Annotated in this window: 12 protein-coding genes and 3 pseudogenes; 10 read left to right on the plus strand and 5 right to left on the minus strand. The window is 67.7% G+C overall.

Translation table 11 applies throughout. From position 1 onward, the window contains the following. Positions 1-140 precede the first annotated feature (140 nt). Positions 141-698, plus strand: a complete 558-nt coding sequence (locus AB0D34_RS35530; RefSeq protein ID WP_362669324.1) for a Uma2 family endonuclease — start codon at positions 141-143, stop codon at positions 696-698. A gap of 985 nt (positions 699-1,683) precedes the next feature. Here AB0D34_RS35530 and AB0D34_RS35535 read toward each other — a convergent pair. Continuing rightward, positions 1,684-1,935: pseudogene (locus AB0D34_RS35535) on the minus strand (alpha/beta hydrolase); the annotation flags it as partial. A gap of 85 nt (positions 1,936-2,020) precedes the next feature. Between AB0D34_RS35535 and AB0D34_RS35540 the strand changes: the two are divergent. The 3 genes from AB0D34_RS35540 to AB0D34_RS35550 all read left to right on the plus strand — a co-directional run bounded on the left by AB0D34_RS35540 (position 2,021) and on the right by AB0D34_RS35550 (position 4,980). Further along, on the plus strand, positions 2,021-2,350 hold the full coding sequence (locus AB0D34_RS35540; protein WP_362669326.1) for a MarR family winged helix-turn-helix transcriptional regulator: 330 nt from the start codon (positions 2,021-2,023) through the stop codon (positions 2,348-2,350). Further along, positions 2,347-2,595, plus strand: coding sequence for a hypothetical protein (locus AB0D34_RS35545; RefSeq protein WP_362669329.1), 249 nt, complete (start codon positions 2,347-2,349; stop codon positions 2,593-2,595). Before AB0D34_RS35540 ends, AB0D34_RS35545 begins: the two co-directional genes overlap by 4 nt. 279 nt (positions 2,596-2,874) lie before the next feature. After that, entirely contained in the window at positions 2,875-4,980 is a 2,106-nt protein-coding gene (locus tag AB0D34_RS35550) for a SpoIIE family protein phosphatase (RefSeq protein WP_362669526.1), read from the plus strand. Positions 4,981-6,110: 1,130 nt separating this feature from the next. Here AB0D34_RS35550 and AB0D34_RS35555 read toward each other — a convergent pair. Next, on the minus strand, positions 6,111-7,562 hold the full coding sequence (locus AB0D34_RS35555) for an ATP-binding protein (RefSeq protein ID WP_362669528.1): 1,452 nt from the start codon (positions 7,560-7,562) through the stop codon (positions 6,111-6,113). 265 nt (positions 7,563-7,827) lie between these two features. Here AB0D34_RS35555 and AB0D34_RS35560 point away from each other — a divergent pair. Beyond that, positions 7,828-7,932, plus strand: a pseudogene (locus AB0D34_RS35560) (transcriptional regulator); the annotation flags it as partial. A gap of 412 nt (positions 7,933-8,344) precedes the next feature. On the opposite strand, the gene AB0D34_RS35565 reads toward AB0D34_RS35560, so the two are convergent. Then, positions 8,345-8,872 (minus strand): helix-turn-helix domain-containing protein, encoded by a 528-nt coding sequence (locus AB0D34_RS35565; RefSeq protein WP_362669332.1) that lies wholly within the window; start codon positions 8,870-8,872, stop codon positions 8,345-8,347. A gap of 115 nt (positions 8,873-8,987) precedes the next feature. On the opposite strand from AB0D34_RS35565, the pseudogene AB0D34_RS35570 reads away from it, so the two are divergent. The 3 genes and pseudogenes from AB0D34_RS35570 (at position 8,988) to AB0D34_RS35580 (ending at position 10,684) form a co-directional block, all read left to right on the plus strand. Continuing rightward, a pseudogene (locus tag AB0D34_RS35570) lies at positions 8,988-9,550 on the plus strand (short-chain dehydrogenase). A 184-nt stretch (positions 9,551-9,734) separates the two neighbouring features. Next, entirely contained in the window at positions 9,735-10,403 is a 669-nt protein-coding gene (locus AB0D34_RS35575; protein WP_362669334.1) for an alpha/beta hydrolase, read from the plus strand. Continuing rightward, positions 10,400-10,684, plus strand: coding sequence for a hypothetical protein (locus AB0D34_RS35580; RefSeq protein ID WP_362669336.1), 285 nt, complete (start codon positions 10,400-10,402; stop codon positions 10,682-10,684). Before AB0D34_RS35575 ends, AB0D34_RS35580 begins: the two co-directional genes overlap by 4 nt. Before the next feature lie 251 nt (positions 10,685-10,935). Here AB0D34_RS35580 and AB0D34_RS35585 read toward each other — a convergent pair whose 3' ends face one another. Next, complete coding sequence (locus tag AB0D34_RS35585; protein WP_362669338.1) at positions 10,936-11,163, minus strand: hypothetical protein; 228 nt, start codon at positions 11,161-11,163, stop codon at positions 10,936-10,938. A gap of 10 nt (positions 11,164-11,173) precedes the next feature. On the opposite strand from AB0D34_RS35585, the gene AB0D34_RS35590 reads away from it, so the two are divergent. After that, positions 11,174-11,491 carry a hypothetical protein gene (locus tag AB0D34_RS35590; RefSeq protein ID WP_362669339.1) on the plus strand — a complete coding sequence of 106 codons (318 nt, stop codon included), beginning with the start codon at positions 11,174-11,176 and terminating at the stop codon, positions 11,489-11,491. A gap of 215 nt (positions 11,492-11,706) precedes the next feature. On the opposite strand, the gene AB0D34_RS35595 is transcribed toward AB0D34_RS35590, so the two are convergent. After that, positions 11,707-11,988: a hypothetical protein gene (locus tag AB0D34_RS35595; protein WP_362669342.1), complete on the minus strand. Its 282-nt coding sequence runs from the start codon at positions 11,986-11,988 to the stop codon at positions 11,707-11,709. A 127-nt stretch (positions 11,989-12,115) separates the two neighbouring features. Between AB0D34_RS35595 and AB0D34_RS35600 the strand changes: the two genes are divergently transcribed. Next, positions 12,116-12,316 (plus strand): hypothetical protein, encoded by a 201-nt coding sequence (locus tag AB0D34_RS35600; protein WP_362669344.1) that lies wholly within the window; start codon positions 12,116-12,118, stop codon positions 12,314-12,316. Positions 12,317-12,498: the final 182 nt, after the last annotated feature.

A 12,498-nucleotide genomic window follows, 5' to 3' on the forward strand; every position in this document is an offset into this window, starting at 1 on the left:
GGGCCCAGCTCACGCCCCGCGTCACGGCGTCCGCTCGTGCGGACCGGTTCCCCCCTGTGGTGCGCGCACGCCACGGAAGTCCACCCGTGAGACGGCTCTGTCCGCCGTATCATGACGGCACACGGGAAGGAGCACCGTCCATGAGTGTCGACGCGATCACGCACACCGAGTTCCCCGCGGGATACGTGGTGTTCTTCGGCGTCGACGGAAAGATCATCATGACCCCGCAGAGCGAAGAGCACTCCAGCACGATCAGGTCGATGCAGATCGACTCTGTCGCCCTCGGCCGTCACGCGAAGGTCACCTCGGACGTCTACATCGACTTCCCCGCCGACGAGAACTCCGCCCCCGACCTGGCCATCCTGCGCGAGGACGCGCGCAAGGAAGGCAAGCGCTACAGCTTCGAGGACGTCCTGTTGATCTCGGAGGTCGTCTCCACGTCCTCGGCACGCAAGGATTACGACGACTGCACCGCGAAGTACGGCCGGTACGGCATCCCCGTCTACCTCGTCGTGGATCCCTACGCCCGGGAAGTCGTCCTGCACACCGAGCCCACCTCCAGCGGCTACAGCACCGCCCACACCCGCGCATACGGCACAGGCAAGCTCCCCATCCCCCTGGCCGACGGCCGCACCTTCACCCTCGACCTCGACGAACTCCCCCTGCCGGACCCGGAGCCCGACACTCACCGAGTCTGAGAAAACGCGCCCCGAAGCAGGAAGAGGCCCGGCAGCCGGTCGGCGAGGGCACGATCATCGAAACCGCGACTGAAGAGCTCCACACATTGGGGTGTCCGGGGTCTGGTGATCACGCCCGGGGTTTCCCTGTCCTTCCGGCCCCATTCTGGGCCCCAGGAAGGCCCGGCGGCGGGCTGGGCCCCGTCGGGCGGGACTCCAGTTCTGGACCCGGCGACAAAAGGGTGCCAGACGGCGGTGCCAGGGCTGGCGCGGCGACACCGCTGTCGACACCGCCCCCTTCCCGTCCTGGCACCGGCCGTCCAGCCGACGCCGCGACCTGGTATCGGTGAACATCACCGCTGGCTGACACCGCTGCGGCGGCTCCTGTCGATCGTGCCCCAGGTGGAGCGCGTTGATCGTGGGACTGTCCGGATGGCACAACCCTGCAGCCCCAAGCACGCCTGTGACTGCACAGCAGATCGGGGACCCATTTACACAATCGCTGCACGCTTGGCCACCACACCGAAACCGACAGACCCGAGCTGACCGGCAACACGGAACAAAATGCCAGGTCACAGCCCTGTGAACCCAAGCGCCCACTGCCAGTCGATCCCAGACCTACGCATTGCGATGCGTAGAACACAGGTGCTCGATTAACCCGGATTCCAAAGTCACTCGAAACAAGAAACCCCAGGTCAAAGCCCTGGCCTGAGGTTCACTATGCAGCCGCCTTCGGGATTCGAACCCGAGACCGTGTCACCCAATGACGTTCTTCCTGATCACAACACGTGCAACAGGATGACCTATGCCGCCCCGTGACCACTGTCCAAAGGCGTCTGTCCACCGGCTGTCCACCGGCGAGGAGGCGGAGCGGCTGAGCTACGCCGCGGCTCCGACTCGGATTCGATTCACCCACAGGTGCGGCCTCAGACAGTGGGCGCACCTATCGAGTTGCTACAAGGGGGCCACCACAGGCCCCGACGCTGTTGTCGGTCCGCTGCCGGGTCACCTGGGTGAATTCGGGGGCAGGCAGCAGTTCCTTGTCGGCTTCCCGGTCCGAGCGCCGGGACCAGTCCTTCTCCCGGTAGACGAGGTGGATCGGTGCCTTGACCTCGGGGTAGCGCGAACGGGCCGCCATGAGGCTGGGCAGGCTCTGGTACAGGGCCCGGGCAACGGTGGGGTGGCCGGGGCGGCTTCCCACCTGGAGGAGCTCGTCCACGTAGTCCGCCCGCAAAGCGGTCCTGTCGCCCAGGCCGCCGCAGTTCGTCGTGCCGGCCAGCACATGGTGGCTCGGCCGTCATGGGGAGCCGCCCAACCAACGCGTGCTCGCCGAGCACGCAGGCATGGACACCGTGACCGCCTCCCAGGCCGCCCGTCCCGTGGAAGCCAAGCAGCTCATCACCCGTGAGCAGGACCAGCACGACGCCCGGATCAAACGCCTGCACGTCGCGGACGAGGGAATCGATCTCGCCCAGCAGGCCATCGTGCGCGTCGAAGCCATCGGCCGTGAGTACTTCGGAGTGGTACCGGACGGGACCTCCTTCGGTGCGACGAGCGGCTGCCCGGCGTTCTCGAAGTCCTGTAGTTCTTGGGTATCGCGGTGTACCTCCCCCCGCACTCTCATCCCCGCGGGTACGAGTGGTCGCTCGACCCGCGACGCGCCGCAACCGTGACCGTGACCGTCGACAACGCGAACGGCACGCTGCACGCGGCTCAGATCGCCAACGAGGCGGCGTCGGGACTCGTCGCCGCCATCGCAACCGAGGATCCCGCTGCGGCCGCGGAATTCATCGACGCCCATGCCGGTGCCGGAGACTTCTGGAACTCCACCACGCGCCTGCTCAACGGCTTCAAACTGCTGCGGTTCCCGGAGACGGGAATCAACATCGACCGGGTTCCCGGCCCTCGTGGCCGGTGACCTTCCGCGACCCGTACCTGCGGCAGCACCTGCGGCAGCACCTGGTCGCACCCAGTGCGGGCTCCGTCGCCGAGCGTGATGCGGAGCGGGCCGAACCGGGCTGGAAGCCGAGCCTCGGCCGCCGCTTCGTCAAAGAGATCGGGCCTTCGGTCCCACACCCTCAAGGTGCTCATACGCACCGTTTGCCCGTAGATTTGGCTTGTGGGAACCGACGCCCATGCCTTCATTCGCGATCTCGCTCGAGGGCTCGCGCCCCGAACGGATGAATTCACCGCTGCGATGCTGCAGCGCTTGCGCCGCGAGCTTCCCGAACTGTGGCAGTACGAGGACATCGCCGCTCTGGTGCCAGGGGCCGTGTCCGAGCACGTCGCCGCCGTTCTGGATGTTCTCGAGCACCGCATTGACATGGCCGACGTGACGACGCCACCTGCCGGCATCGAGTTCGCTCGCCGACTCGCTGAGCACGGAGTGCAGATCAGCAACCTCCTACGGATCTATCGGCTCGTCCACGCCGGTCTGCTTCGTCTGTTCCTTGAGGAGACCGCCCCTCTCACCACTACCCCGGAGTCGATCACCAAGGCGACGATCGCATTCAGCATGATGGGTTTCGAGTACGTCGATCGCACCGCGGAAGGGGCTGTTGCGGCATACCAGAGGGAACGCGACCGTTGGCTGCAGCGGCGGCTGATCATGATCAATGAGGCCAGCACGCTGATCGGGACCACCCTGGACACGACCCGCACCGCCCAGGAACTGGCAGACGTAGGTACCGATGGGTTCGCCGATCTCGTCACCGTCGACCTACTCGACTCCGCGTTCCAGGAAGACGGCATGGAGCCGGCAGCCGCTCTTTCAGTAGTCCGTCGGGTCGCCCAGCGGTCTGTGTTGGATGGCTGCCCCGATTCAGCAGTCGACACAGGGCAGACGCATGTCTACCCCGAGGAGTCGGAGCCGGCCCGCGCACTGGCCACCGGAGAGCCCCTGCGATACCGCGTCACGGCCTCAGACCTTCCCGCATGGCTGGGGGCGCCTGCGGACCACAGAGGTGCCCTTCGTGGCATCCGCTCCGTGCTCCTGGTTCCGCTGCGGGCCCGCGGAATCCCATTGGGCCTCGCGCAATTCCTCCGCTACCAGGCTTCGGACCCCTTCGACGACGAAGATCTGTTCCTGGCCCAGGAGATCGCGTCCAGGGCGGCCGTCTACATCGACAACGCCCGTCGCTACACCCAGGAGCGTTCCACCGCGCTCACCCTCCAGCGCAGCTTGCTCCAGCATCAGATGCCCGAACAGGCGGCCGTCGAGACGGCCTGCCGTTATTTGCCCTGCGGATCCCGCGCGGGCGTGGGCGGCGACTGGTACGACGTGATCCCGCTCTCCGGAGCCCGCGTCGCCCTCGTCGTAGGCGACGTGGTCGGCCGCGGCCTCCACGCCTCCGCCACGATGGGCAGACTGCGGACGGCTGTCCGTGCTTTCGCGGACATCGACCTGATGCCCGACGATCTACTCACCCACCTCAATGACGTGGTCATCCGCCTGCAGCGTGAGGAGGAAGGGAATGCGGACGAGTTCAGCGCCACCTGCCTCTACGCGGTTTACGACCCCGTCTCCCGCCTGTGTTCCCTCGCCAGCGCCGGACACGTTCCACCGGCCGTCGTCACTCCCCTGACCTCCCGCAGCCGAGTCGGCTCAACCTCCCGTGCGGTTGACTTCCCGGAAGTGCCGATCGGCCCGCCGCTGGGCCTGGGAGGGCTGCCCTTCGAAACAGCCCAGTTCGAACTGCCACAAGGCAGTCTCCTGGCTCTGTACACCGACGGCCTCATCGAAAGTGGCACCCGCGACGTGGACACCGCCCTCGCGGTGATGGGTGACGTCCTCGCCCAGGCACCGGCCTCGCTGGAGGACACCTGCGACGCACTCCTCCACGCACTTTTGCCTACCCGGCCCGCCGATGACGTCGCACTGCTCGTGGCGCGCACCAAAGCACTGGACGCCGACCACGTCGCCACGCTGGGTCTCCCCTCCGATCCGTCCGTCGTCTCGGACGCGCGCAAGTTCGTATCCGCCCAGCTGGCGGCTTGGGAACTGGAAGGCATGGCCTTCACCACGGAACTCATGGTCAGCGAACTGGTGACGAACGCCATCCGTTATGGCAAAGCCCCCGTCCAGCTGCGGATGATCCTCCAGTCCACTCTGACGTGCGAGGTCTCCGACGCCAGCAGCACCGCCCCGCACCTGCGCCGCGCCCAGGTCTTCGACGAAGGCGGCCGCGGCCTGCAACTGGTCGCGGCGCTCGCCCACCGCTGGGGCTCACGGCACAACCGCGACGGAAAGGTCATCTGGGCCGAACAACCGCTCCCGGCCGGCGGGGACCCGATGGGCCTGTGATGAGCACGATTGCCCCGTGCTCAAGGCTTATGGCGTCCGGGCCGGCTGGAAGCGGGAAGACGTCCGGGCGGCGTCGCCCGAGTGAATCCTCGCCACGGCCGAGGAGGTCAGGCGCGAGGTCGAGTGGGCCAGTGGAGCCGGGAACGCCCCGGTGACGGTCGCGACGAACCGCCCCTTTCCGCTCCTTCTCATCAAGGCCTCCGTCATGCCCGGCTCTTCGGACCGGCACACTCTGATACGCCACCGGCCATTCCGGCACAGGAAGGGTGGGCCAAACGGACGGGACTGGTGCGAGCTGCCGCCTGGACGATTTGAGCGAGACACCCGCGCGCCCGCGCCGATAATCGACGCTGTCCAGCCGCGTGAACCGCATCCGACAACCCGTGCGGACCGCGCGGCCGCGGTCGGCCTGGATCACTCCGAGCGGGGATGTCCGGTCGTGTCCCTCTTCGTGGTGTAAGCGACCTTGCTCGACGAGTTCCGGTAACCGCGCGTCGGCCACGCCATGGGACATGGCTCCCGGGTCGCGCAGCGGCTGACCTGCCGTCAGCGCCATGCGCGGCCCCGAACCGCACCGATGCGGCGATGACCTGCGGATTCCGGCGCCTTGATCCGCTACACCACCTGGCGGGACGCCACCGGATGTCCAAGGAGCGGCTCAGCCACAGCAGCTCACCAGGTTCGCGCACAAGGGTTGCTCCGACACGCAGTCGGCCATCCACCGCATAGCCCAAGAAGCCCCCACCCAACACGTTCAAGCACGCGGGCAGCGACTCAACGGCCGCCGCAGTGACCGCAGCCGCGCATGCCAGCGGGGCGCGTACCGCGCGACAAAGCCGCAGAGCCGGAAGCCGCAGTCACCCGTTTCGCGGCGCCGTCAGCCGACCCTCTGTCACCCATCCCCGCATCGCGTGCGGTTCAGCCCGCAAACGGGTCGCAGCGGGGAGCCCGAGGGCATCCTGGAAGTACTCCAGCGCGCTACTCAGCAGCGACGACCAGTAAGGACCGGCAAGACTGATCTGATCCGGCGAGATCTGCCAGGTGTCGTGAAGTTTCCCCGTGATCCTTACTCCACCTGGCGGTCAGCATCCCGGCCCTGGGCTCGCGGGGCCGCGACCGCGGATCACCAGTCACTCGCCGTGGTAAAGGCGGGTCAGGTCGACCAGCTGGATGGTGGGGTCGTTCTTGGCGAGGTGGTGCAGTTCGTCGGTGAAGCCCGCGCCACTGAAGCAATGCAGCCGGGTTGCCTCGGTCGCGGTGCCACGTGCGGTGAGCAGAGCGCGGACGTGCCGGAGGCGTTCCAGGTGCCCGACGCCCATCACGTCGTTCCACTTCGCCTCGCCGATGGCGAGCAGCGCCTCGCGGCCGTCGCCGGTCTCGCCATGGACGGCCACGTCGACTTCGTGGCTGGTCCTCGCGGCCGGATCGTTGACGGTGCCGCTGGCGACCCGCGTGACCTGCCCGCCGTGAGTCTCGGACACCGCGTGCCAACGGGCCCACTCCCGGCAGATCTGCTCGAAGTGCGGGCCGACGACCTTGCTGCGGAAGGTGGACTGGGCGCGCTGCCATACAGCGGGCGCTCGCCCGGGGCGTTCCAGGTCGCCCCATGCCGGACGCATGACCGCGTGGTAGAAGGTGACGAGCGGCTCGGCGATGCGGTAGGCGGAGCGGTTGCGGCGGAAGGCGTCCGCCTCGTGTGTGATCATGCCGACGTCCTGGAGGACGCTGAGCGGATGGGCGAGGTCGGTGGACTTCCGGCCGAGGTAGTCGGCGATGCCGCCACGAGCGGCGTTGCCCGCGGCGATGGCCGCCAGTACGGAGTGGTACAGGGCGGTGTCGTGGAGTTCGGGCTCTTCGGCGAGCAGGTACCGGGCCTCCCTGAAGAGCGGGCGTGCCGGGTTGAGCACGGCACGGGTCACCCAGGCGTCGAAGTCGTCCGGCCCGGCCGGAGTGTCCCCTTGGGTGAACTCACGGCGGTAGGCAGGTGTGCCGCCGACGATGGCGTTGGTCAACAGCGCGGTACGCGGGTCGGTGATCTGCCAGAAGTCCGCCGCGAGGCGGAAGTCCAGGGTGGGAACGACCAGTTCGAGGCCGGCACGGCCGCGCAGCGGAGCATTCCCGGACAGCAGCCTGCCCATGAAGGACAGTGCGGAACCGCACAGCAGCAGGCGCACGGGAGTGTTGGTGTGCTGGGCCGCGGGGTCGAGCGCGCGCTGGATGATCGAGGGCAGGGACGGAGATGCCTTGGCTAGGAAGGGGAACTCGTCGATGACCGCCACGGTGGGCTCGCCGTCGTCGGCAATGCGCATGAGTTCGGTGACCGCCTCGTCCCAGTGCGCGAAGCGGAACGGGGTGGGCTGGCTCCGATACCGGGCCAGCGCCTCACCGAACTGGCGCAGGGCGTCCGCCTCGGTGGTCTCGGTGGCGGTGAACATGAAGCCGCCGCCGGCCCTGGCGACCGCGTCGAGCAGGAAGGTCTTTCCCTGGCGGCGGCGGCCGGAGACCACGCCGAGCGTGGCCCGAGGGCCGGGCAAGGCGGCGAACCGGGTCAGCTCGGCCCATTCGAAGTGCCGGTCGAACATCTCAGCGGGCTTGTCCACGGAACCTCTCTTGGATAGATGCATTTATTATATCTGAGCTTATTCAATGCCCCCCTGCAGGCGGGGTTACGACGGTGGCGGCGCTGGTGAGGGCGAGGGTGGTGCGGGGGCGCGGCGCGGGCACCGGGGGCCACCTCCGCCCTTGCCCCGCCGATAGTTCACTCATTGAACTTAGCCACGCGTGCCACCGCAGCATAGTGAGTTCGGTCATTGGACCTTTTTCGGACAGTTGAGTACAGCGGAGGTCCTGGCCCTGGGCAAGGTCTACGCGACGCAGGAATGCTCGATCGCCGGCGCGCTGGAGATCGTCGGCGAACGCTGGACCCTGCTCGTCGTCCGCGACGCCCTCTATGACTTTGGTGTCGAAGACGCTGGTGCACTCCTCCGGCAATCCGATGACGTAGGGGCCGTGGCCTTCGGTCCGGACGTAATAGGCGGGGCTCAGACGTGTGTCGGCAGCGCGCGTCGTGGAGCGGATGGATTCTGTGGGGTGCCCCAGGACCTCCCGATTTGCCGGATCGGCCCTCCTCCGGACCGCCCGCGCCCACAGTCGGCGCTGCCTGCCCGAGGATGGGGGGTGCGCTGTCTCGGCCTGCAAACCCGTTTGCGTCTCATGCAAACGGCCCGCCAGGCATGCAGTCCCAGAACGACGGTGGGAGCGGCGCAGCCTCGGCTACCAGCGAGAACGAGGTACAGATGCGGTCCACCTGCGGATCACGGCCACTCCCCCTCTCTCCGTCTTCCGCCTGTGAGCCCTCCTCCGCTCACACCTGATCGACCACGACGGGCTCCAAGAGCCTCTTCGGCCGGAGCAGGGCCCGGCTGACCAGGGCCGCGGGGTCGGGGTCCAGTCCTGGACCCGGGACCATGAGGACATCCTCGACCGGTACGACGGTCGCACACTTGGGACAGTCGCCGTAGAAGCCGAGTTCGGTGCCGCACTCGGCGTGCCGGAAGACGCGCAGCGCGGTCGCGCCGGCGTGCCCGCGGCCCCAGAGGTCGAGGGTGCGCAGGGTCGGCCACAGGGCGATGCCGCGGTCGGTGAGGACGTACTCGTCGCGTGGCGGCGACTCCTGGTACCGGCGCTTCTCGAGGATCCCCTCCGCGGTCAGCATCTGGAGACGGGCGGCGAGGACCGCGCGCGGGATTCCTAGGTGGACGAGGAAGTCGTTGTAGCGCCGGATGCCATAGAGGGCGTCGCGGACGAGGAGCAGGGTCCAGCGTTCGCCGACGATCTCCAGTGCGGCGGCGATCGAGCATTCCTGTGTCGCGTAGTCCTTGCCCAGGGCCATGGCATCCACTGTACTCAACTGTCCGAAACAGGTTCAATGACCGAACTCACTCTGCTGCGGTGGCACGCGTGGCTAAGTTCAATGAACGAACTGTTGATGTTCTGTGGAGGCAGTCATGACCGCGCTGAAGGGCGCGAGCGTCTCCGTCACCGGCGGCAGCCGCGGCATAGGCAAGGCCTTCATGGAGGAGCTCTGTCTCCGGGGGGCCCGGCAAGGTCTACACCACCGCCCGCGACCCGCGCACCGTGACCCATCCCGACGCCGTCCCGGTGGCCCCGGAGGTCACCGACTCTCCGGCCGACGACGTACGCCGGGAGACCACCTTCTTCGGCGCATCCCTCCTGGACTCCCCGGTCGAGGACGTACGCCGTGATTTCGAGACCAACTTCTACGGCCCGCTGCTGCTCACCCGCGCCTTCGCGCCGATCATCGAACGCAACGGCGGCGGCCACATCCTCACCATGCACTTCCGTCACCGGACTGCACGCGGGATACGTCAACACGGACCTGGCGGCCGGCCGAGACGCGCCCAAGTCCGACCCACGCACCATCACCGCACTCGCCCTCGACGGCGTCGAGACGGGAGCGTACGAGGTGCTCGGCGACGACATCACGCGGCAGGTCAAGACGCTCCTGGCCGGCGACCTGGCGGGGCTGTACTCCCAGCTGGCGAAGTAGGCCGCGGACAGAGTGAGGGCCGCCGGCGCCCCGCGACACGGCACTCCCGACTTCCCTGCCGGACCGCTGTCGCCACCGGCGAGCCGGCACTCGACGAGCCTGCGCGGCTCGCCGTTCTGAGTTAACGGCGCCAAGCCCGAACCACAGCAACCCACAAAAACCATCAGTCGACTGGAGAGATCCTGTGCCTGCCGTATTCGTTCATGGCATTCCGGACACCTACCACGTCTGGGACGACGTCTTCGACCACCTGACCCGGACCGATGTCGTCGCACTCGCGCTGCCCGGTTTCGAAAGCCCCGTGCCGGAGGGCTTCACCGCCACCAAGGAGGAGTACGTCGACTGGATCATCGCCCGGCTGGAGGAGATCGGCAGCCCGGTCGACCTCGTGGGCCATGACTGGGGCAGCGCCTTCACCGCGCCCGTCGCTTCGCTGCGGCCCGATCTGGTGAGGACCTGGGCCGGCGGAGACGTGGCGGTGAGCGCTGCGCTCGAGTGGAGTCCCCTCTCGAAGATCTGGCAGACCCACGGGGTCGGAGAGCGGTGGATGGCCGAACTCGACCTGCCGGCGTTCAGCGAGCAGATCAAGGGCGACGGCGTGCCCGCCCATCGCGCCGATGAGCTCGTGAGCCGGATGGACGCCACGATGAAGGACAGCCCGTCCCTCGTGTTCTGGGGCCGAGAGGACCAGTACCAGCCGGTGGAGCTCGCCGAGAGTTTCGCAAAGAACGTTAAGGCCACGAACCTTGTCCTGCTGGACAGCGGTCACTGGCCGCATCTCCAACAGCCGCGGGAACTCGCCGACGCACTGACACGGCACTGGGAAAGCGTCCCGCCAGGTGCAACCCCGTGACTCTGGCGGTGATCTTGTCTTGGTTGTGCGGTGGCTGCGCACAGCGCGTGGAAGCGGGTGGTGCGGCGGCGGGTTCTGGGGGGGTATTGGATATCCAGTCGGAGATCCGGGTGACGTTGCAGGCCAGGGCGGTGAGCTGCTTGGGCTATGGCCCGTACACCCTCGTGATGACCAAGCCCGAGGAGTTGTTCACCCGCGAGCGGACCGCCCGCCGCCAGGCCGAAGCCGACCTGACGTGGCTGCGCTCGACCTGGAACGCCTCGCCCGATGGGTCGTGTTGAACCCGTGGGAAGTTGTTGGCGAATGCGATGCAGCGTCAGCCATGGAAGAAGGGGCGCACTTTACGCGCCCCCTGCCAGACACCGGCCAGCGTCCGAGGCGACACCACCCGAACGAGGACAACACGCCTCGACCACTCCCATCAGCGCAACTAAGCCGACCAGAAAGGCCAGTTCAACTCCACGAAGGAGCAGGCCCCATGAGCATCATGGACACGAACTCCACAGCCGGTGAGTACCTCATCCCTCTCACCTCACGGCTCGCCCACGACACCGCGAAAGGCTCGGCCCGCGACGAGCAATCGGAGACGGACGCTGCCCGGATCATTCTCCAACTGGAGCAGAACCACGCCGAGGCCAACGCCGTCGGCCTCGGCAGCCCCGAGCTGGACGCCTTCCACAGCCTGATGGTCAGCCTCGTCGCTGAAGCGGACGACCCGAAGTCCGTCATCGCCTACATCGCCGAACTCCTCTCCGGCCACGCAGCGGGCCATGAAGGCGTACAAGAACGAGGACGGCATGTGGGAGGCACCTACCTTCACGCCGGCCGACCCGCTCACCGACATCGCCACCGTCCTCGGACACGAGCCGAAGATGCTCACGCAGCACGTGCTGAGCGGTCTTCAGGACCTCAACCCGGCCGAGTACGGCGCGTGGACGTTCCGCGACTTGCGGCGCGTCCTCGACGAGGCCGGGCACGGCGAGTACAAGACCGGCGGCCGCCAACACGTCGCCCTGGACCGCATCCTCGACGCCCTCGCGGCCCGCGCGGAGGACGACCTCGACGACGAGGGAGGCAGCGAAGACTGAGGGAGTTCTCCCTACCGCCTCCCAACCCCGCCTCCCTGTACATGACCTGCATAAATGGCCAGTCAGGGAGGCAAGGGAGGCAGCTTGCGACTCCGATCAGGAGCGCCGCAAACGGGGTGTTGGCCTCCCCTCGACCGCCTCCCTCCCTACACGCCACGGCCCCCGCCTCGCTCGTCGAGGACGGGGCCTTCGCATGCCGGGGACGCCAGCGCGCCTCAAGCGACCAGCGAGTTGTAGAGCTCGGTCACCTTGGTCTCGAAGGGGGGCGCATTGAGTTCCTGGGCAGCAGGCATGACCCGCTCCCGGATGAAGCGGTCGTGCTGCTCCGCGGACTCCCAGACGTCGACAACCTGCCAGCCGCCTCCGTCCCCGGGTGCTGCGTAGTGGGCGATCAACCCGCTCGGCAGGTCGTTGGGATCCGGGATGACCCGGTCGATGGTCGCCTGGTAGAGCTCCTGATTCCAGTCAGGGCCGTAGTGATATCCAAGGATGGGCATGTGACAGCGCTCCTTCCACGCTCATGGGGCATTCGTCACGACGCTAGGTTCCGGGCCTCAGGGCGGCGACCGGCAGTACTCCATCCGGCGTGCCACGCTGCCGACACCACTGCCGCATCATGGGCCCATGGAGTCGCTCATCATCCGGCCCGGCCATCTCACCGCCCACCAGACCGCACAGCAACTCGGCATCGGCCTCGACGGCGTCCGCCAACTCGTCCGCCGCGGCCAACTCCAGCGCTCAGGAGGCAGCCCCCGACAGCCCTGGTACGACGTCCAAGACGTCACCGCGCTCGTCGTCAAGAGGGCCACACGCGACGCTGCTTGACCGCAGGTCAGGCGCGTGTCACGATTTCGGTGAACAACTGTGCCCTCAAGCGGCACCACAGACGCACGACGAAGCCCCCGCGCCCCTTCACCGGCCGGGGGCTTCGCCGTGTCAGCCGTCCGCCGCCTGGCGTCGGGGAACACGGGCCCCGCGGGATGCGCAACGCCAGGCGGCGGGCCCAG

Source organism: Streptomyces sp. NPDC048420, from assembly GCF_040651535.1.
GTDB lineage: Bacteria > Actinomycetota > Actinomycetes > Streptomycetales > Streptomycetaceae > Streptomyces.

Bases quoted from the DNA above. Each gene is read 5' to 3' on its own strand.
- AB0D34_RS35555 (WP_362669528.1), bottom strand. From the start codon at position 7,562: ATGTTCGACCGGCACTTCGAATGGGCCGAGCTGACCCGGTTCGCCGCC.
- AB0D34_RS35540 (WP_362669326.1), top strand. From the start codon at position 2,021: ATGGACACCGTGACCGCCTCCCAGGCCGCCCGTCCCGTGGAAGCCAAG.
- AB0D34_RS35550 (WP_362669526.1), top strand. From the start codon at position 2,875: ATGCTGCAGCGCTTGCGCCGCGAGCTTCCCGAACTGTGGCAGTACGAG.
- AB0D34_RS35590 (WP_362669339.1), top strand. From the start codon at position 11,174: ATGAAGGCGTACAAGAACGAGGACGGCATGTGGGAGGCACCTACCTTC.
- AB0D34_RS35565 (WP_362669332.1), bottom strand. From the start codon at position 8,872: ATGGCCCTGGGCAAGGACTACGCGACACAGGAATGCTCGATCGCCGCC.
- AB0D34_RS35600 (WP_362669344.1), top strand. From the start codon at position 12,116: ATGGAGTCGCTCATCATCCGGCCCGGCCATCTCACCGCCCACCAGACC.
- AB0D34_RS35530 (WP_362669324.1), top strand. From the start codon at position 141: ATGAGTGTCGACGCGATCACGCACACCGAGTTCCCCGCGGGATACGTG.
- AB0D34_RS35595 (WP_362669342.1), bottom strand. From the start codon at position 11,988: ATGCCCATCCTTGGATATCACTACGGCCCTGACTGGAATCAGGAGCTC.